Annotated in this window: 18 protein-coding genes; 5 read left to right on the plus strand and 13 right to left on the minus strand. The window is 43.5% G+C overall.

All coding sequences use genetic code 11. The annotated features are described in order from the left end of the window. Both ilvD and G5B30_RS03285 read left to right on the plus strand, forming a co-directional pair. On the plus strand, positions 1-1,701 hold the full coding sequence (ilvD, locus tag G5B30_RS03280; RefSeq protein ID WP_165318532.1) for a dihydroxy-acid dehydratase: 1,701 nt from the start codon (positions 1-3) through the stop codon (positions 1,699-1,701). A 5-nt stretch (positions 1,702-1,706) separates the two neighbouring features. Continuing rightward, the gene (locus G5B30_RS03285) at positions 1,707-2,471 is read left to right on the plus strand and encodes an SDR family NAD(P)-dependent oxidoreductase (protein ID WP_165318533.1); all 765 of its coding nucleotides are present in this window, start codon (positions 1,707-1,709) and stop codon (positions 2,469-2,471) included. Here the strand turns inward: G5B30_RS03285 and dcd are convergent. The 4 genes from dcd to dnaG form a co-directional block, all read right to left on the minus strand. Next, positions 2,468-3,004 carry a dCTP deaminase gene (dcd, locus tag G5B30_RS03290; protein WP_165318534.1) on the minus strand — a complete coding sequence of 179 codons (537 nt, stop codon included), beginning with the start codon at positions 3,002-3,004 and terminating at the stop codon, positions 2,468-2,470. The two genes, G5B30_RS03285 and dcd, sit on opposite strands and share 4 nt — an antisense overlap. A 91-nt stretch (positions 3,005-3,095) precedes the next feature. After that, positions 3,096-4,142, minus strand: a complete 1,047-nt coding sequence (locus G5B30_RS03295) for a glutaminyl-peptide cyclotransferase (protein ID WP_165318535.1) — start codon at positions 4,140-4,142, stop codon at positions 3,096-3,098. 10 nt (positions 4,143-4,152) lie between these two features. Beyond that, complete coding sequence (locus G5B30_RS03300; protein ID WP_165318536.1) at positions 4,153-4,506, minus strand: YraN family protein; 354 nt, start codon at positions 4,504-4,506, stop codon at positions 4,153-4,155. A gap of 5 nt (positions 4,507-4,511) precedes the next feature. Further along, positions 4,512-6,482 (minus strand): DNA primase, encoded by a 1,971-nt coding sequence (gene dnaG / locus G5B30_RS03305; protein ID WP_165318537.1) that lies wholly within the window; start codon positions 6,480-6,482, stop codon positions 4,512-4,514. 100 nt (positions 6,483-6,582) lie between these two features. Here dnaG and G5B30_RS03310 point away from each other — a divergent pair, with 100 nt between their 5' ends. Genes G5B30_RS03310 through G5B30_RS03320 form a run of 3 tightly spaced genes read left to right on the plus strand, consistent with a single transcriptional unit; the run spans position 6,583 to position 10,974 of the window. Next, positions 6,583-9,105 (plus strand): DUF5686 family protein, encoded by a 2,523-nt coding sequence (locus tag G5B30_RS03310; protein ID WP_165318538.1) that lies wholly within the window; start codon positions 6,583-6,585, stop codon positions 9,103-9,105. Positions 9,106-9,109: 4 nt separating this feature from the next. Then, entirely contained in the window at positions 9,110-9,886 is a 777-nt protein-coding gene (locus G5B30_RS03315) for an enoyl-CoA hydratase/isomerase family protein (RefSeq protein ID WP_165318539.1), read from the plus strand. Between the two features lie 35 nt (positions 9,887-9,921). Then, on the plus strand, positions 9,922-10,974 hold the full coding sequence (locus tag G5B30_RS03320) for an AI-2E family transporter (RefSeq protein ID WP_165318540.1): 1,053 nt from the start codon (positions 9,922-9,924) through the stop codon (positions 10,972-10,974). On the opposite strand, the gene G5B30_RS03325 is transcribed toward G5B30_RS03320, so the two are convergent. From G5B30_RS03325 to G5B30_RS03365, 9 genes are all read right to left on the minus strand, one after another. After that, a complete protein-coding gene (locus G5B30_RS03325; protein ID WP_165318541.1) occupies positions 10,975-11,613 on the minus strand; it encodes a 4'-phosphopantetheinyl transferase family protein in 639 nt (212 codons plus the stop codon). A gap of 56 nt (positions 11,614-11,669) precedes the next feature. Further along, positions 11,670-13,055 carry an NADH-quinone oxidoreductase subunit N gene (locus G5B30_RS03330; RefSeq protein ID WP_165318542.1) on the minus strand — a complete coding sequence of 462 codons (1,386 nt, stop codon included), beginning with the start codon at positions 13,053-13,055 and terminating at the stop codon, positions 11,670-11,672. Between the two features lie 24 nt (positions 13,056-13,079). Then, complete coding sequence (locus tag G5B30_RS03335; RefSeq protein ID WP_165318543.1) at positions 13,080-14,525, minus strand: NuoM family protein; 1,446 nt, start codon at positions 14,523-14,525, stop codon at positions 13,080-13,082. 11 nt (positions 14,526-14,536) lie between these two features. Further along, positions 14,537-16,450, minus strand: coding sequence for an NADH-quinone oxidoreductase subunit L (gene nuoL / locus G5B30_RS03340; protein ID WP_165318544.1), 1,914 nt, complete (start codon positions 16,448-16,450; stop codon positions 14,537-14,539). Between the two features lie 68 nt (positions 16,451-16,518). Continuing rightward, the gene (gene nuoK / locus G5B30_RS03345) at positions 16,519-16,848 is read right to left on the minus strand and encodes an NADH-quinone oxidoreductase subunit NuoK (protein ID WP_165318545.1); all 330 of its coding nucleotides are present in this window, start codon (positions 16,846-16,848) and stop codon (positions 16,519-16,521) included. Then, positions 16,848-17,345: an NADH-quinone oxidoreductase subunit J gene (locus G5B30_RS03350; RefSeq protein WP_165318546.1), complete on the minus strand. Its 498-nt coding sequence runs from the start codon at positions 17,343-17,345 to the stop codon at positions 16,848-16,850. Before G5B30_RS03350 ends, nuoK begins: the two co-directional genes overlap by 1 nt. Positions 17,346-17,349: 4 nt before the next feature. Then, positions 17,350-17,871 (minus strand): NuoI/complex I 23 kDa subunit family protein, encoded by a 522-nt coding sequence (locus G5B30_RS03355; protein WP_165318547.1) that lies wholly within the window; start codon positions 17,869-17,871, stop codon positions 17,350-17,352. Between the two features lie 214 nt (positions 17,872-18,085). Beyond that, positions 18,086-19,123 carry an NADH-quinone oxidoreductase subunit NuoH gene (nuoH, locus tag G5B30_RS03360; RefSeq protein ID WP_165318548.1) on the minus strand — a complete coding sequence of 346 codons (1,038 nt, stop codon included), beginning with the start codon at positions 19,121-19,123 and terminating at the stop codon, positions 18,086-18,088. Positions 19,124-19,129: 6 nt separating this feature from the next. Next, positions 19,130-20,146 carry a 2Fe-2S iron-sulfur cluster-binding protein gene (locus tag G5B30_RS03365; RefSeq protein ID WP_206366998.1) on the minus strand — a complete coding sequence of 339 codons (1,017 nt, stop codon included), beginning with the start codon at positions 20,144-20,146 and terminating at the stop codon, positions 19,130-19,132. Positions 20,147-20,162: the final 16 nt, after the last annotated feature.

The raw sequence follows: 20,162 nt of genomic DNA on the forward strand, positions 1-20,162 counted from the left end.
ATGGAGACTATTTTAAACAAGTATAGCCGTAAACTCACAGAGAATGAAGATCAACCAGGCTCCCGTGCCATGTTACATGCGATCGGCCTAGACGAAAGAACAATCAAACTACCTCAAATAGGTGTGGCTAGTGCAGGATACGCGGGAAACCCCTGCAATATGCACCTCAATGAACTCGCAGAGATAACTGCGTCATCCCTAAACAGCATCGATCTTAATGGATTAACCTTCAACACTATAGGGGTTAGCGATGCTATTAGCATGGGGACAGCAGGAATGAATTTTTCTTTACCTTCCCGGGATCTGATAGCAGACTGTATCGAAACAGTCATGGGTGGGCAATGGTACGATGGATTGATTACAGTCATGGGGTGTGACAAAAATATGCCGGGGGCAGCGATTGCCATGGGTCGTCTCAACAGGCCCTCCTTGATGATCTATGGCGGCAGTATCCATTCGGGTAGACACAAGGGCGAAAAAATCAATGTACTGTCTACATTCGAAGCATACGGTGCAAAAGTTGCAGGCATGATTGATCAAGCAGAATTAAGCGAAATTATTCGATCGGCATGCCCTGGTGCCGGATCATGTGGAGGGATGTACACGGCTAACACCATGTCATCATCCATTGAAGCGTTGGGGCTATCGCTTCCCTTCAGTTCTTCCAATCCTGCTATCAGCAAAGAAAAAAGACAGGAATGTGTCGACGCCGCTCAGGCGATGAAAAATCTTCTTCTATTGGATCTGAAGCCTCGGGATATCGTCACGAATAAATCCTTAGAAAATGCCTTGACGGTGGTCATGGCACTGGGCGGTTCCACCAATGCGGTACTACATTATCTGGCTATTGCCAAAGCTTACGGCCTCGACTTATCTTTGGATGACTTCCAATACATCAGTGACCATACCCCCTTGATCGCGGATCTAAAACCTAGCGGGAAATACCTTATGGAAGATGTGCATGATAGTGGAGGTACGCCTGCTATTTTAAAGATACTGTTGGAAGAAGGGCTTCTCCATGGTGAATGTATGACTGTAACAGGAAAATCGCTCAGGGAAAATCTAGAAAACATAGCGCCATGGAACAATGAATTAGGCATACTATATCCTGTGAAAAAGCCTATCAAATCATCGGGACACTTACAGATCCTGTATGGCAATTTGGCTCCTCAAGGATCCGTTGCGAAGATTACGGGCAAAGAGGGTGACTTTTTCACAGGAAAAGCCAAAGTATTCGACAATGAAGATGACACCGTTGCAGCCGTAAAAAAGGGAGATATCTATAAAGGTGACATTATTGTCATCCGCTACGTGGGCCCTAAAGGAGGGCCAGGCATGCCGGAAATGCTTAAGGTTACGGCAGCTATTATGGGCGCTGGCTTGGGCAAAGAAGTCGCACTGATTACCGATGGCCGGTTTTCGGGGGGAACCCACGGATTTGTCGTCGGACACATTGTGCCCGAAGCGTTTGAGGGAGGGCCTATCGCGCTCTTACAGAATGGCGACAACATCACGATTGATATTACAAACCACCTCATCATGCTGGATATTGAAGACGAAGAGCTAAAAAGGAGAAAGACCAACTGGATCAAGCCGGATGTAAAGGTTGATTATGGTATTCTATACAAATACAGTCAACTCGTCTCCTCTGCGTCATCGGGATGCATTACCGATGCCAGGATCCAACAAGCTATCAAATAATAAATATGCCGAAACTAAATAATAAAATCACCCTGATCACAGGAGGAGGGAGCGGTATTGGGAAAGCTATCGCCGAATTGTTTGCATTTGAAGGAGCCGATGTACATATTTTGGATATGGATAAAGAACATGCTTCAGCAGTTGTCGAACATCTCCAACATCAAGGGAAGAAAGCCTCGTTTCATTTTTGTGATGTTTCCAATCAAACGGCTGTATTGCAAACCATTCAATCTTTTGCGATTATAGATATTTTGATCAATAATGCAGGAATAGCACATGTAGGCAATGTCGAACATTGCGACAAAGCCGCCTTTGAACGGGTGTTGAATGTCAACCTAAGGGGCGTGTATAATACGCTGTACGCCGCTGTTCCGATTATGAAAAATAAAGGAGGAGGTGTTATTTTAAATATGGCTTCGATAGCCGCTTTAGTGGGTATTTCGGATCGATTTGCCTACTCTATGAGTAAAGGAGCCGTATACGCAATGACCTTATCTATTGCCCGTGACTATTTAGCTTACGGAATCCGTTGTAACAGTATTTCTCCCGCACGCGTACATACCTCCTTTGTAGATGGTTTTGTAGCTCAAAATTATCCGGGAAAAGAAACCGAAATGCTCCAAAACCTGTCAAAATCCCAACCTATTGGTAGAATGGCTCAACCGGAAGAAATCGCTCAATTAGCACTATTTCTATGCAGCGATGATGCAAGCTTTATTACAGGAAACGATTATCCGATTGATGGGGGATTTATCAAATTAAATAACTAAAAAGCATTCTTCCACATCATGCTTTCTACAGGCCGGATCGTCTTGTTATTGTATTTTGCGTTTCCTTTGGAATTATAAAACGTTTCGATATCACCCTCGACGACGAAGTAAATCAACTGACCTATAGGCATTCCGGCATAGACCCGTACGGGCTGTGCGACGGATATCTCGAGGGTCCAGGTATTGCAAAATCCAACGTCACCTTTACCTGCCGTGGCATGAATATCTATTCCCAGACGCCCTGTACTTGATTTTCCTTCCAAAAACGGCACGTGTGCATGTGTCTCGGTATACTCAAGTGTCACACCCAGGTATAATGTGCCGGGTTCCAGGACATACCCCTCTTCGGGAATATCAAAATGCTCAATCTCGTTGTGCTTCTTGGCGTCGAGAATACCATCTTTGTATTTCGCCAGGTACTTCCCCAAATGTACGTCGTAGGAGTTTGTACCCAGACATTTTCGATCAAATGGTTCAATAACAATAGAGCCATTTTCGATTTCTTCCAAAATTCTAATATCCGATAATATCATTTGATTGTATTGCAAGTCTGCGCTATACAGGCTGGCCCCAAAAATACGTTATTCATTGAATTCCAGCAACTCTTTTATAGGCAATCTTCCATTACCGGGCCACCATTTTGATTTCGAAGAGTTTAGACCACAACTTACCAGTAACAAATAGGCGCTTGCCTATCGTATCATAAGCTATCCCATTCAGTTCGTTATCATAAGGTTGTCGATTTTCAGTGTATAGACCGACGAGATTGATCCGTCCCTCCACTGCTCCCGATTGGGGATTAATGATCACAATAATATCTTTCTGATACACATTGGCATACACTTTCCCATCGATATATTCTAACTCATTAAGCTGATCTACAGCCCCGTTTTCATCGTACACGGAAATAACATCTTGCTCTTTTCCGGTTTTGGCATCCAAAAAATACAGTCTATTAGACCCGTCCGACTTGATTAAACGTTGTCCGTCATATGTTAACCCCCAACCTTGCCTGCTATTTCCATAGGGGAAGGACCCGAGCTTCTGGAAAGTCTCTTTATCATAAAAAAAACCGACATTGCTCTGCCAAGTCAAGAATACGATCTTATCGCCGACAATAGTCATCCCCTCACCAAAATAGCTTTCGTCAATTTCTTCTTTCTGTAGGACCTTTCCTGTAGTAAGTTCTACCTTTCGCAAGGAAGACCGCAGATCCGTACCGCTGGGGTTGCCCGTACTTTCGTAAAGCACACCATCTGCGAACTGCAATCCCTGGGTAAAGGCATCGGTCGCATGGGGATAGGTCTGCACAACCTCAAAACCGTAGTTTTTGGCTGATTCGGGTAAGATCAGGATTTTACTATACGCTATATCCTCCTTGCCTCCAATATAGACTTTAGCTGTCAACGAACGATCACCCAAGCCAAATAATTTTGTATCTACAGTCACGCTGGACGTATCTTGTCTCCGTTCAATGACATTCCCATCCATCGCATACACGACGGAATCGAGCGCCGTATTCGGAAAGCTTAGTGTGATTTTTAACGTCTCGCCGTAGAGCGCCCGATGTCCGGATGCCGGACTAACAAATTCCAATTTGCTCGGCGTGCTACAGCCTATCACACTGAGCAGCAAAAACAACGAAAACACGGAAAGTAAACCTTTATTCATCTTTATGTATTTAATAGCTCCAGAAAGCATCTTTTATCAATTCAATCTTTTGTGAAGATAAATATACGGATACTATATCAAACCGAATGTCTCCAGTATATGAATTACGCGCTAAAAAAGCATCTGCCGCACGGATTAACCGCGCTTGCTTCTGTTGGTCGACAAACTCATACGGCTGTCCATATTGTTCGCTCGTCCGGGCTTTTATCTCCACGAAGACCAATATACCTTCATTTTTGGCGATGATATCTACCTCTAAATGCTTAAAACGCCAGTTTTGAAAAAGTATCGTATAGCCTCGTTCTTTCAGATATTTTGCCGCTAATGCCTCACCTAAAGATCCGGATTCCAAATGTTCGGCCATGATTGCTAACGAATAACAATATTTCCCAAAAACTGACCTAACGTGTTTTCCGCTTCTTTCAGCTTTTGATATTTGAACAGCAATATCTCCATATCTTCCGAAGACTGTGGCTTTTTCATCTCTTCCCGGATTTTTGCCATTTTTACCGCACATTTCCTTTTCTTAATCCGGTAGATAGCCTGCAACACCAGTTCCTTTAAGTGTTCACTTTCTTCACTAACGTAAATCTTCCGCTTATCGTCGTTCCAATTGGGACTGATTTCATATTGTGTCGCCATGCAATCAACCGCTAACTCGGCAACGTCCTTATCTTCATGAGAGAGGAAAAATTTCGCTTCGGGCACTTCGAAATTTTCAGCTTGTCTTTTGAACTCTTCGACAATCGTCAGACTTGGCTTATCGACAAAATCAACATCATTAATATTTTGTAACAGGTAGGGCGCAATGGGAACACTCCCATCCCCTTCCCAAGAGACAAGTTCGCTACCATAATTAAGCAGAATACGTACGATTTCGCGCTCTTGCCTGATTTCACTTGTCAAACCTATATCCGGAGACGAAAGCTGGTCATGATGCTGCCTTTCTTCGGGATCTGCCAACAGAAAGTCTGCCGGCGGCGTATCGCTGCCGTGGCGGCTTTGGAGATTCTTTTTCCGATCGTTTTCCTTGCTTCGTGCTATTCTGATCTTATTCAACTCGGTCAGAAGCGCTCTTTCTTCGATATCGAGCAGGGTACTGCATTGTTTTATAAAAAGCGAAACCTTGATTTCATCGGGGATCAAAGAGATACTTTCCACCACATCTCGAATGACCTCCGCCCGCTTTATCGGATCATCTTGGGCATCTTGTAAAAGAATGTGGGTCTTGTAAAAAATAAAATCTTCCTGCTGTGTCTGAATATATTCCTTAAAAGCGGTAGATCCGACCTGTTGCACATACGAATCGGGGTCATTACCGTCGGGGAAGAGAAGAACCTTGACATTTAGTCCTTCTTCCAGCAACATGTCGGTACCTCGCAACGATGCCTTTATACCCGCTGCATCACCATCATAGAGGATGACAACGTTCTTTGTAAATCTGGACAGCAGTTTAATCTGGCCTGACGTGAGGGAAGTCCCCGAGGAAGATACCACATTTTCGACTCCGGCCTGATGCATGGAAATCACATCGGCATACCCCTCTACCAGATAACAGAGATCTGCATCCATGATAGCTTTCCGGGCCAAGCTGAGGCCATAAAGCACATCGGATTTGTGATAGATTTCACTTTCGGGCGAGTTGACGTATTTCGGAACTGACTTTTCGGTCTTTAGCGTACGCCCCCCGAAGCCGATGACGCGGCCCGTTAAATTGTGGATGGGGAAGATAACCCGTCCTCGGAAACGATCATAGAGGCTCTTGTCATCACGGACAACGGCCAATCCGATTTCTGCTAGATAAGCCTCCTGAAAACCTTCTGATTTTGCAGCATCAACCAATGCGGTCCATTGATCCGGAGAATAGCCGAGCTCAAATTTTTTGATGATATCCTCGCGGTAGCCCCGTTCTTTAAAATAAGACAAACCTATAGACTGCCCCAGCTCTGTCTCCCAAAGCTGTTGCTGAAAGAATTTTCCCGCCCATTGGCTCAATACATATAAGCTCTCTCGTCGATCCTGTGCGACGAGTTGCTCGGGTGTGCGTTCGGTCTCTTCGACCTCAATATGATATTTGGTGGCCAGATAACGGATCGCTTCGGGATAAGAGTATTTTTCCAACTCCATAACAAACTTAAGCGCATCACCACCGACACCACATCCGAAGCATTTGTAAATTCCCTTCGCCACAGAAACATGGAAAGAAGGCGTTTTCTCTTGATGAAAAGGACAATTTCCGATTAAGGAACTCCCTCTTTTTTTGAGGTCCACAAAGTCCCCCACCACCTCCTCAATACGAGCGGTATCCAATACTTTGCCTATGGTTTCCTGGGTAATCAATATTATTGTGTGGTGTTCTTTTCAAAAATAACAAAAATTATCCACCGAAGCCTTGAACTTTCTCCACAAGTTGTATCTTTATGATCGACTAGAGTTGTTTATGAGAGAAGAGTTTGTTTTGCTGTTACGATACCTTGCGATAACTGTATATGCGATGTTACTGATGGTTCCTAGTTTGGCGCAGACAAAACTAACAGGTAGAGTATACGATAGTCACACCGGAAAGGGAATTGCGGGTGTATCCGTGCGTACAGATATCTCTATACAAGGCACGTCGACAGACACCAGCGGTTTTTTTCAACTTTCTCTATCCGCGAAGGATCAGCAGCTCTCATTTTCCCTCGTCGGATATCAACGATCGACATACAGCCTTTCTCCACAAGATACAAGCATTGAGGTCTTTCTTGTTGAAGATGAACATACCATAGAGGTCGTGGACATCCATAAACGAGTCAAATATCGACGGAAAAACCCTGCTGCCGAGCTTATCGATCTGGTTATTCAGCATAAGAATCAAAACAGACTTTCAAAAAAGGACAATCTCCACTATCAACAATACGAAAAAATCAAATTCGGACTGGTCGATCCCAATGAGCTGTTAAAAACAAAACTTGGGAAGATGAGCTTTTTTTTCCGTAATGTGGATACGAGTAGCATGCCCGGTAATGAGCTGCTAACGATGTATATGGAAGAGGTACTTTCGGACCAGTATACGAAGCAAGACCCCTCACGATCAAAAAAAATTATCCGGGCGCAGGAAAAGACCGAGTTTAATGCCAAGTACATCAATAATGACAATATCCAATCGTATCTAAATTACCTGTTTCAACCGGTCGATATCTACGATGAAAGTATATTTTTTATCAACAAGCAGTTTTTAAGCCCTATAGCTGACAATGCAAAAACGTATTATAAATATTACCTGATCGACACCGTAAAAACGGCCGGTGAACCCTATGTGCGCCTGCGTTTTGAACCTTTCAACAAAACAGACTTACTCTTCCAGGGCGAGCTCGCCATCTCTTTGGATGGTCGATATGCGGTGAAGCATGCGCGCATGCAGATTGACCGGAAAATGAACATCAACTGGGTAAATGGGTTAACCGTTAATCTATCCTATTCGCCAAATGAAGAAGGAATCATGTTGCAAGACACCACACGGGTACTCGTAATTTTTGGCCGTGGCAAACGCGATGCCGTATTTGGGGAGCGCATGAGCCTAAATAGTCATTATAATTTTAACGACGACATTCCTTCTGGGATATTTAGTGGTGCTCCAACGGAAACGCGCATCGATCCTTCACTGTCTTTCTCGCAACAACGTCCAATCCAGCTCAATCCGGTAGAGCAGAAGACCTACTCCAATGTAGACAGTCTAAATCATGTAAAGACTTTTAACACCTTATTATCCGTAGGTTACCTGTTGGCACAAAGTTATTATTCTTTGGGCAAATTTGAATTGGGGCCACTTGAATATGCCTATCATCAAAATAATTGGGAGGGCAACCGTTTTCGCATAGGAGGACGGACAACAGGAGAACTATCGGAGAAAACCTATTTGGAAGGCTATCTCGCTTACGGAACACGTGATCAAAAATTCAAATATTACGTAAGAGCAGCACAGTCGCTCAACGGAAAGTCTGTCTTTAACTTCCCCTCACATTATTTGGAAGGTATGGTCCAGCAGGACGTATTTGACCCGGGCAGAAGTCTCGGTTTTCTGAAAGGAGACAGCTTCTTTCAAGGATTCCGATCAACACGCCCAAAAAAATGGCTGGATACGGAGGCTTACCGCTTGGGGCATGTCCTGGAGTTCGGCAACCATCTCAGCGTCGCTACACACTTCACACATCAGCGCCGGAATCCTTTGGGCGATTTATCGTTTCCATTATCGGGAAACCCGAATGAAAAACTTACGGCAATCAACACCAACGACATGCAATTTGTATTACGCTGGGCTCCAAAGGAGAAGTTCTATTACCGTAACATTTATCGGACCTCGCTTATCGAGCGCTATCCGGTTTTCAGCGTACAATATAATAAAGGATTAGACGGCTTCTGGTCGAGTCACTTCACTTATGACGCCTTACGCATTTCGGCGTCCAAGCGCTGGTTTATGAATCAATTGGGGTATGGTGATATGACCATTACAGGCGGAAAGATCTGGGGTGTACTCCCCTATCCGCTACTGGAGATGCCAACTGTGCAGGCCAACAATGACCGGCATAGCATGTCTTTTGAACTGGTCAATTCCATGGAATTTGTGGCCGATCAATTTGTCAAATTGTCGTACGACCATCAGTTTCATGGCTTCTTCTTGAATAAAATCCCGTTGATTAAATGGTTTAAACTACGGGAAATCTGGGGAACGCGGATGTTTTACGGACAGTTATCCGATAATAATAACCCTTACAAAAGCGCAGAAGTCGTAAATTTTGATCGGGACGAAGAGGGAAATACATTGACCTACCCCATCGGAAAATATCCGTATTGGGAAGGATATGTAGGGTTGGATAATGTGTTCAAAATCCTTCGGCTACAGTACTTTTACCGGTATAATTATTTGCAGCACGCCGATGTTACCCGCGAACGATTCAAGGTCTCGTTAAACATTAATTTTTGATAACATGGAAACATGGAATACAATCCTTGTTCAGCAGGAAGGACAGGCTGCCATTGTGACGATCAACCGAAGCGCGAAGTTGAACGCGCTCAATGGGGAAACATTAGAAGAACTAAGCCGTGTGTTAAGCGCCTTGGAGAAAGATGAGAGTGTTCGTGGTATTATATTAACCGGTGCAGGACAAAAAGCTTTTGTCGCCGGAGCCGATATCGGTGAGTTTGAAGGAATACGTGTTGCAGAAGCCAAACAGATGGCACACTATGGACACACACACGTCATGGACCGTATCCAAAATTTCGAGAAGCCGGTGATAGCAGCCGTAAACGGTTTTGCACTGGGCGGCGGATTGGAACTGGCTATGGCTTGTCACATACGGATAGCATCGGACTCGGCTCGATTTGGACTGCCTGAGGTGTCCTTAGGAATTATCCCGGGATATGGCGGCACACAACGCTTACCACAGCTCGTCGGGCGAGGGAAAGCGCTGGAGATGATTATGACGGGAGAGATGATCGGCGCGGCAGATGCCCTCAGCTGGGGGCTTGTTAACCGTGTGGTGCCCATGGGAGAACTTATAGAAACCTGTCTTCAATTATTAACGACCATATTTACACGCCCAAAGCAGGCTATAGCCTACGCGATAAAAGCCATTCAAGCCGGCTTAGAAGATCCAAAAACCGGGCAGCAAACAGAGATTGATTTATTTGGTGAAAGCTTTGGCACAGCCGATAGCCGAGAAGGGATCAAAGCCTTTCTTGAACGACGAAAACCAAATTTTTAAAATATTGTTATCATAGTTGACTATATATTTGTTTTATGAGTAACAATGCCGTTTTTTCCCAACGCGAAAGGAACATTATTATTTTGCTTATCGTTATTGTGCTGGGGGGCATATTATTGTATGCGCTAAAGGGAATATTTGGGGCTATATTAGGCACCTTAGTGATGTATACCCTATTTCGAAATCTAAACCGGTTTCTGATTGAAAAATGGCGATGGCCCAAGCCTCTCTCCGCTGTCGTGATCATCATTCTTTCCATTTTCATTATTGTATTGCCCTTTGCAGGGATAGGCACCATGCTGGTCAATAAGGCTATAGCATTACAGAAGAACCCGGCATGGATCAACCAACTTGTCGACGCGGTCAATACCTTTGTGGGCGATAAGTTTGGCAAACCGGACTTTCTCAAAGAGCAACTGGAAGCTAGCGCATCTTATCTCGGTGGATTGCTGACTTCTATACTTGGAGGTGCCGCCAATCTGTTTCTTGAAGTGACAGTGATGTACTTTATCCTTTATTTCCTGTTTGTAAATTATAAAGGCTTCGAAAACAGCCTCATCCATTATATGCCTTTTGATGATGAAAGTGCAGTAGTCTTCGGTGAAGAGCTGAAGAACATCACCTATTCGAATATTATCGGACAGACCTTTATCGCTATTGTTCAAGGCGCATTTCTATCTGTAGGCTTTTTGATTTTCGGCGCAAAAGACCCCTTGTTTTGGGGGGTGATATGTGCGATTCTTTCTTTTATCCCCTTATTAGGGCCGCCCTTGATTTTTGTTCCGGCCTCATTAATTCTACTATCTCAGGGTCATACTTGGGAAGGTATCGGATTATTGATATGGGGCTTTGGACTTGTCATCAATATTGACAACGTCCTTCGTCTGATAATCGCTAAGAGAATAGGAGATATACATCCCGTTATCACAGTAGTAGGCGTCATCATCGGTATCCCGCTATTTGGTATAATGGGGCTCGTATACGGTCCCTTGTTATTGACATACTTCCTGATTGCTGTCCGGATATATAAAGCAAACAAACGCCTCTCATTAAAAAAGCAGACGTTACAGGATGGACAGTCGCTCTAATTATTCGACTACATAACCGAGCATGTAATCCTGGAATTTTTCGTAATAAACCTGAAAGGAGAATTTCTGCTGTGCCTTAAACAGGTCGACCGTCATCACGCCTTGAGCCCTGTACGTAAAAGGATGTATGGTCATATCATGTAAGAAGGAGACACCTCTATTGCCCTGTAATTTATAGACCGCTTCTTTTGCACACCAACAGGCATACATTTGGGCTACTTCATCTTCCTTCCGGATAAACTGCAATTCTTCGGGTTTCAAGAATTTTTCCCTTATGCGAACCACCTTCTCTTTGATGAGTTCAAGATCTATTCCACAGGCCCCTTTGGTACTCAACATGACACCGGCAAAATCAAAAGAATGTGTCAGTGAAATCTGATAGGGATAATCCGGGAGATACGGTTTTCCATTCGCATCTGAGGGGCAATGAATATATTGATCCGTTTGCAGCAGGTAGCGCAACAAAACCCGCGTCGCAAGCCAGTGTAGTGAGCGCTTGCCTTTACTCATTTGCTGCAATCTGCACTTTTCTTCTTCATCCAATTGCAACTTGCTCAGGAGTTCTTCGGCTGTCTCTTCTATTTTCCAGATTGCAAACCGGGTATCATGATCCAGTTCTCTTAGATATGCTAAAGCCATGAGAGATTAAAAGTAAATATTCAAAATCTAAAAGCCAAAGGAACCTTTGGAAAATACTAAAATAATCCAATCAGACATTGCGGATAAATCCCTACAGCTAAGGTTAAGATCGCGGCAATAACAAACACCATCTTAAAATTTAACGGCATGACGAAAGGTGTTGTTCCTTCTTCTGCGCTTTTGAAATACATGTGGACAATAACACGTAGATAGTAGAATACGCCGATGATCGCATTAACAGCCGCTAACAAGAGGAGTGTGATATGATAATCGTTCATCGCTGTGGTGAACATCATAAATTTCCCGATAAATCCTGCAGTCAACGGAATTCCTGCCAAAGACAACATCGCTAATGTCAGTGTCACAGCCAAAAGCGGATTCGACTTTCCAAGCCCATTAAATGCGATAAACTGATCTGATCCGTTATATTTCTTAACCAATATCAATGTACCAAAACCGACTACCGAGGATAAGGAGTAGGCAACAGCATATACAAAAATACCCGAAGCGGAGTTTGCTCCCAGACTAAGTATCGCAAATAACATATAACCCGCATGTGCCACGCTGGAGTAAGCCAACATACGCTTAAAACTCGTCTGCATTAACGCAGATATGTTTCCTACGAACAATGTAATCACAATAACAGCCAGCAGAATAGGGGTCCAAAAATCATTCAACGCTGCAAAAACATAGTCAAATAACCTTAAGAAAGCGGCAAAAGAAGCGACCTTGACAACGGTACTCATATATGTGGTTATCAAGATCGGCGACCCATCATAGACGTCCGGAACCCAGAAATGAAAGGGTGCAGCACCGACCTTAAAGCATAGCCCTACCAACATAAATAGTATACCTGCATAGAATAAAGGAGATATACCTTGGGGTGTGTCTACCACATACTGACGAAGTCCGCTCAGATCAAATGTCCCCGTAGCGCCATATAGCAATGTAATACCAAACAGTAAGAAACCGGTAGAAAACGCGCCCATAATAAAATATTTCAGGGACGCTTCATTGGAATAAAGATCTTTTCGTCGGATACCCGCCAAGATATACAAGGCCACCGACATAATTTCTATACCGATAAATAGGATCGCAAAATTATGGTAAGCATTGACCAGGAGAGCTCCGGTCAGTGAAAACACAATCAAGCAATAATACTCCGCAATATTCGTACTGATGGCGCTAAAATAAGCTTTTGATAACAATAAAATCAAGGCAGTCAGCAGAATACACAATATCGAGAAGGATAGTGCAAAATGATCGAAGATAACCATTCCATGAAACAGTGGGACGGCTTCCTTTCCCCAGTCACAAATTTCAAAGCCCAAGGCAACCAATAGGCCGATGAGCGTCGTAGGTAACAATGCCTTTTTTGCTTTATACAATCCTATATAAAGTAATACTATTCCTAATAATGATAGCGTAATAATCGCAGCCATAATTTCTTAAACTATATAATCGTCTTAAAAACTGATTTGTTGAACTAAACGTGTTACAGATGCCTCCGACAATCGAAGTAATGCGTTGGGATAAACACCAATAACGATAATCAAAATGACGACCACGCCCAATAATAACACTTCATACCCATTTATATCCTTCACGGCCCCATACTTTGATTCCATTGGCCCCAACATCGTTTTCTGGAATAACCGCAACATATAGACGGCGCCAAAAATAAGCGTAAGACCAGCCACTGCCATGGCCCAGACATGGACTTGGAACAAGCCTTTTAACAGGAGAAACTCGCCGATAAAGCCATTCGTAAGGGGTAGTCCTATGCCGGCCATAATAATAATTAAGAAAAAAGCGGCCAGTTTCTTCATGCGGTCAGCAAGTCCGCCCAACCCATCCAGTAGACGTGTACCTGTTCTGTCTTCCAGAATATCAATAACGAAAAATAAGCCAACGACAATGATACCGTGATTGACCATTTGAAGGATGGCACCCTGCAAACCTGTCGTATTCCATGCAAATACGCCAGCACTAATTAATCCCACGTGGGCTATAGACGAATAGGCGATAAGGCGTTTAGCATCTTGCTGTTGAAATGCAATGATAGAAGCGTAGACAATACCCACGATACATAATACGAATACCAACGACCCGTAGGCAGCAACCCCGGCAGGTACAATAGGTATTAACCAGCGGATTAATCCATATACCCCCATTTTCAACATAATACCCGCTAAGAGCATAGTACCCGCTGCTGGTGCATTGGTATATGTATCTGGCTGCCAAGTATGGAATGGAAGGATCGGGATTTTAATCGCGAAAGCCAAAAAGAATGCCCAAAATAACCATCGCTGTTCGGACTCGCTCAGGATAAGATGAATGAAAGAAGTCCATTCAAAATCTTTATTCGGATTTTGCTGATACAAATAAATAATACCGATCAGCATAAAGATACTACCCAAAAACGTGTACACGAAGAATTTCAAATTGACCCGTATACGATCGGGTCCGCCCCATAAGGCACAGATAAAATATATGGGTATCAACGCAATTTCCCATCCTACATAAAAGCTAAACGCATCTAAAGCCGTAAATACCAGTAACAGCCCGGTTTGCATAAATAGAATCAAGGCATAGAAACTACCGGTATGCTGTTTTCTAAAACCAGACAAGATGATCAAAGGGATAAGCACATTGGTCAACAAAACCAATGGAAGGCTAATGCCATCTATACCGATATGAAAAGAAATACCTAGGGTAGAAATCCAAGGAAGCGCTTGTTCAAACTGAACCTCGGCATTTGGTATAAAAGCACAGACAAACGGTATCGTCAATGCCAACTGAACCAACGATGCCCCAAGTCCAAATCCTCTGGCCAACGAGGAAGATTTGACAAAGCTAAGCACTATTGCACTCAACGTAGGAAATAACAGCAGTATAAATAAGTTATCCATTCATTAAAAAACTAAACATGCAAAAATCCGTATACCATAATCGCAATAACACCCACGACCATCATAAATATATAGAACCCGACGTGTCCATTCTGAACCTGACGGATACCTCTGCCCGATAGGATGAAAAAATCTCCTACCGCATGCACCAACCGATCAATCCCGTCCCGATCCACCACCTTATAAAAAGCTCGTGATGCAGCATCCAACGGCTTCACAACAAGTGCTTGATAGATTTCATCGATATAGAACTTATGATAAGATAGCTTGTATAACACCCCACCTTTTGAAGTATCTGTGACCGATACATTACGCCGATACGTATTAATGGCGTAGAAAGCCATGGCTAACGCACCTACTGTCGATGCCGCCATTAATATATACTCGGTTGTGTGCTCCAGATGAAAGGGTTGCGCTATAGTTTGACTATCTGCAAAAATCGGGGCAAGGAACTGGGCAAGCCAGCTATTTCCATGCAAGGCCGCCGGAATGTTCAAACATCCACCGACAGCTGCAAAAACGGCTAACACGATTAGGGGCAGCGTCATCTGCCACGGCGACTCATGCACGTGATGTTTTTGCTCCTCCGTACCTCTGAATTTCCCAAAGAAAGTAAGGGCCAACAGACGAAACATATAAAATGCCGTAAATAATGCCCCGATAAAGCCTAACACCCAAAATACGGGGCTAGCAAAAAAAGCATAGGCTAAAATCTCATCTTTCGAGAAGAAACCGGATAATGGTGGAATACCAGCTATTGCAATGGTACCTATTAACATGGTTATATAAGTAATAGGTAATTTCTTTTTCAATCCTCCCATCATACGCATATCTTGCTCGTTGCTCATGGCATGAATAACCGAGCCAGCCCCCAAGAATAGCAGGGCCTTGAAGAAGGCATGCGTCAATACATGGAAAAATGCCCCAGTGAATGCACCCACACCTAAGCCCAAGAACATATAACCCAACTGTGACACGGTGGAATAGGCCAACACTTTCTTGATATCATTTTGGGTGATAGCAATACATGCCGCCAGCAATGCTGTTGCCAGACCGACGACCGCGATAATCTGCATAGTAATCGGCGATAGGGTAAACAGGATATTGGATCGGGCAATCATATAGATTCCGGCAGTCACCATCGTAGCCGCGTGAATCAGTGCAGAGACAGGCGTCGGTCCAGCCATAGCATCAGGCAACCAGGTGAATAAAGGTAGCTGCGCTGATTTCCCTGTGGCTGCAATAAACAACATCAAGGTAATAAGTAGAAGTGCGGTATCCCCCATGGGCAGCTGCGCAGCAGCAGGAAGTACTTCCCCGAATTCCAATGACCCAAATGTGGCAATGATCGCAAAAACGGCAATCAAAAAGCCGAGATCACCTATTCTATTCATAACGAAAGCTTTCTTCGCTGCAGACGAATAGTCCACGTTTTTATACCAGAAGCCTATCAAAAGATAAGAACAAAGTCCTACACCTTCCCAACCTATGAACATAATGAGATAATTTGATCCTAATACGAGCAGCAACATAAAGAAAATGAACAAGTTAAGATACGAAAAAAACTTGCCAAAACCTTCGTCGTGTTCCATATAACTGTAGGAATATAAATGGATTAAAAACCCTATTCCTGTCACGATAAGCAACATAATAGCGCTCAGCGGATCGAGTAAAAAGGAAAACGAAAGATTAAAACTCCCCACGGATATCCAGTCAAACAGCTGGTAGGTAAAAGTCCCTGCTTCGCCTGCACTCCGTGCGGTATTTACCTCTCCAAAAAGAACACAGCTTATCAAAAAAGAAGCGAATACTACGCCACTGCCTAATATACCGATAAGCGGTTTTGGCAGGACATTTTGCCCCAGTCCATTTATCAGAAAACCCAACAACGGTAATAAAGGAATTAACCAAATAAGTTCTATCATATAACTAATTAAAAAGGCAAAATTAAAAAGTAAAAAACCATGTATTTTTTCATTATCCTATACTATCCCTACCATCGTAATTTACTCAAGGATTCCAAATCCACGGATTTCGTATTTCTATAGACCATAATGACGATAGCTAAACCCACCGCGACCTCTGCCGCAGCTAAAGCCATCACGAAAAATACAAAAACCTGTCCACTGGCATCTCCGCGATAAGCCGAAAAAGCAGCCAACAACAGGTTAACGGAGTTCAACATCAATTCGATAGACATCATAATGATGATGACATTTCTCCGAATCAAAACGCCGATCACTCCGATCGCAAAAACAATACTGCAAAAAATCAAATAATGATTTAATGGTATTCCTTGTATATTTTGAACAATATGATCCATCAGGCTTCTTTCTTATCTTTTTTAGCTAATAATATGGCTCCCACCATGGCTGTTAATAACAGAATGGAGGAAAGCTCGAATGGTAACAAAAATTCATCGAACAATATTTTCCCCAAATTCTTGACCAAACCAAAATCCGTATTGCCCGTTACAAAACCATTATTTGTTTCGATGACCTTAAGCGCTCCTAAGACAGTTGCGATAAGACACATGCCCGCAATAGTGCCCATGATCTTTACCAAATTCGACTTCATGGGTTCGGTATCTTTATTCAGGTTCAGCAACATGAGCACAAAGAGAAACAATACCATAATTGCACCCATGTAGACAATAAAATTGACTACAGCCAAAAACTGTGCATTAAGTAAGATATAATGTATGGTAAAGGTAAAAAAGGTGATTACCAGATACAGTACGCTATGTACCGGATTCTTTGTGAAGATGGTCATCAGCGCAAAGAAGATCGACAAAAAAGCTACAAAGTAGAATATAGTCATCAGCTTATTTATTTTCCTGTTTGAGTTGGGTAATATCAAATTTCGGTTCCACCAATTTGTCCTTACCGTATATAAAGTCTTTCCGTAAATAATCCGCTGTCACGTGTGAGCCATCCAAATATATGGCTTCCTTCGGACAGGCCTCTTCACATAATCCACAGAAAATACAGCGTAACATATTGATCTCGTACACGGCTGCATACTTTTCTTCTCGGTATAGATGTTCCTCTCCCTTTTTCCTTTCCGCCGCTACCATGGTGATGGCCTCCGCAGGGCAAGACAATGCACATAGGCCACAGGCGGTACAGCGCTCTCTGCCCATCTCGTCTCGTTTCAACGAATGCTGCCCCCGGAAATTCTTCGAATAAGGCCTGATCTGTTCCGGATATTTTATGGTCGGGATTTTCTTAAAAAAATGCTTAATAGTAATTGAAAGCCCTTTGACAATAGCAGGTAAATATATGCGTTCCCATATATTCATCGGCTTTTGCTCTATCACCCTTTTTCTATTGCTTAATGACTGCATATCTCTCTTTGTTTAACCTCTCAAATCTCTTTACTCTTTTACTTTTTTGGCCGTCAAAAAAGTAACAAAAAACTCGCTGCTTAAAACTTTTGGCTGTATGGATAGTGCCTCCCACTGCTATTGCCAAAATTTTTGAGGCAGCATTCTTTGCTTTTGTACGGCTTCTGCTTCTCTCATTCTTCTCGTCTTTTATCTAATATCTAAATACTAAATACTAAAAATACGTATCTTTTATAATAGAGAATACCCCTGTCAATACGATATTGGCGATAGCAAGCGGGATCAACACTTTCCATCCCAAATTCATCAATTGATCGTACCGAAACCGGGGTAACGTCCAACGGATCCACATAAAGAAAAAGATAAATCCGAATATTTTCAAAAAGAATACGATGACTCCGATAATTGTGATCCAGTTGGACGATAGACCTAAATCATACATGAAAGGGAAGTTATATCCTCCAAAATACAAGGAAGCCATCAGCGCCGAAGACACAAACATGTTGATATATTCGGAAAACATGTACAACCCTAATTTCATGGAGGAATACTCCGTATGATAGCCTCCTACCAATTCGGTCTCACATTCCGGCAGGTCAAAAGGTACACGGTTACACTCTGCAAAAGCACAGGTAATGAAGATCAGGAATCCAAGCGGCTGCACCCAGATGTTCCAGTTTACAAAACCCGATTGTTGCGCCACGATCTCACCTACAGACAACGTTCCTGTTACCATGAGTAATGCGATCAGCGACAGTCCCATGCCGATCTCATAACTGATACTCTGAGAAGCCGCACGAATAGCTCCCATGAGCGCAAACTTGTTGTTGGACGCCCATCCGCCGAGCATAATACCATATACGCCCAAGGCGATGACACCAAAAACATAGAGCACGCCGATATTGACGTCGGCCACTTGCAGGCTGACGGTTCGGTCGCCTATTGTCAGTTCCTGCCCCCAGGGAATCACTGCCGAAGTAATGCAAGCCGTGATGATAGCAATTACCGGACCTAAGACAAATAAAGTCTTATGCGCATAAGCTGGAATGATCTCCTCTTTAAAGAAGAACTTACCGCCATCACACAAAGGTTGTAACAATCCAAATATCCCCGCCCGGTCTGGCCCATGCCGATCTTGCATAAAGCCTGCAATTTTCCGCTCTGCCAACGTCGAATACATAGCTATAACCAATGTGATGACAAAGACGATAACCACCAAAATTAATTTCTCTAAAATAAAAGCTACTTCCATCCTCGCTTATTTTAATCGTTCTGTTCGGGCCAGTTGTTCTTCATTGGCCTCCTGCAATTTCTTACTTTCCTCAATGACCGCCGGGGGATTGAACGTATAGTAGTGATTGGCGCTAATAACCGATTCATGATCTACCGGTGTAGGTTCTTCCAAAATCCAATCCGCCGTTTTTTTAGTCTCAAAACGACAGGTATTACAGATAAACTCCTTCACTTCACCATATTCATCCTTACGTCCCGTCACACGCAATACCTCCGCACCCTTATACCATAACGTTACTTTACCCGAACATGTCGGACAGTCACGATGTGCATCTACCGGTTTGGTAAACCACACGCGGTTCTTAAACCGGAAGGTCTTATCCGTAAGCGCCCCCACCGGACATACATCGATGACATTTCCGATGAAGTCATTATTTAAACCCTTATGGATATACGTCGAGATTTCAGCATGGTCTCCTCGACCCAAAATACCGTGCTCTCGTCCATCGGTTAATTGATTGGCCACGTACACGCAACGGTAGCAGAGTATGCAGCGATTCATGTGCAACTGAATCTTATCACCGATGTCGATGGGCTCAAAAGTACGTTTCCTAAATTCAAACTGCGTTTGCGCCACACCATGCTCATAGCTCAGATCCTGCAATTTACACTCCCCTGCCTGGTCGCAGACAGGACAGTCCAAAGGGTGATTGATCAAGAGAAATTCTACGACACTTTTTCGGGCATCCAGCACTTCCGGAGAAGAGATATTCTGTACCTCCATGCCGTCCATTACCGTCGTACGGCAGGAGGCCACCAGTTTCGGCATCGGTCTCGGGTCTTTCTCTGAGCCTTTGGATACTTTTACCAAACATGTACGGCATTTACCGCCGGATCCTTCTAATGTCGAGTAATAACACATGGCAGGAGGCACAATATCTCCACCTATCTGACGTGCGGCATTCAGAATCGTGGTTCCCGGAGCAACTTCCACCGGAATTCCATCAATAGTTACTGTCAGTTTTACTTCTTCTTCAGCCATTATATCTGCTTTCTTT

It is taken from the genome of Sphingobacterium sp. SGG-5 (genome assembly GCF_011043525.1).
In the GTDB taxonomy this organism is placed as follows: domain Bacteria; phylum Bacteroidota; class Bacteroidia; order Sphingobacteriales; family Sphingobacteriaceae; genus Sphingobacterium.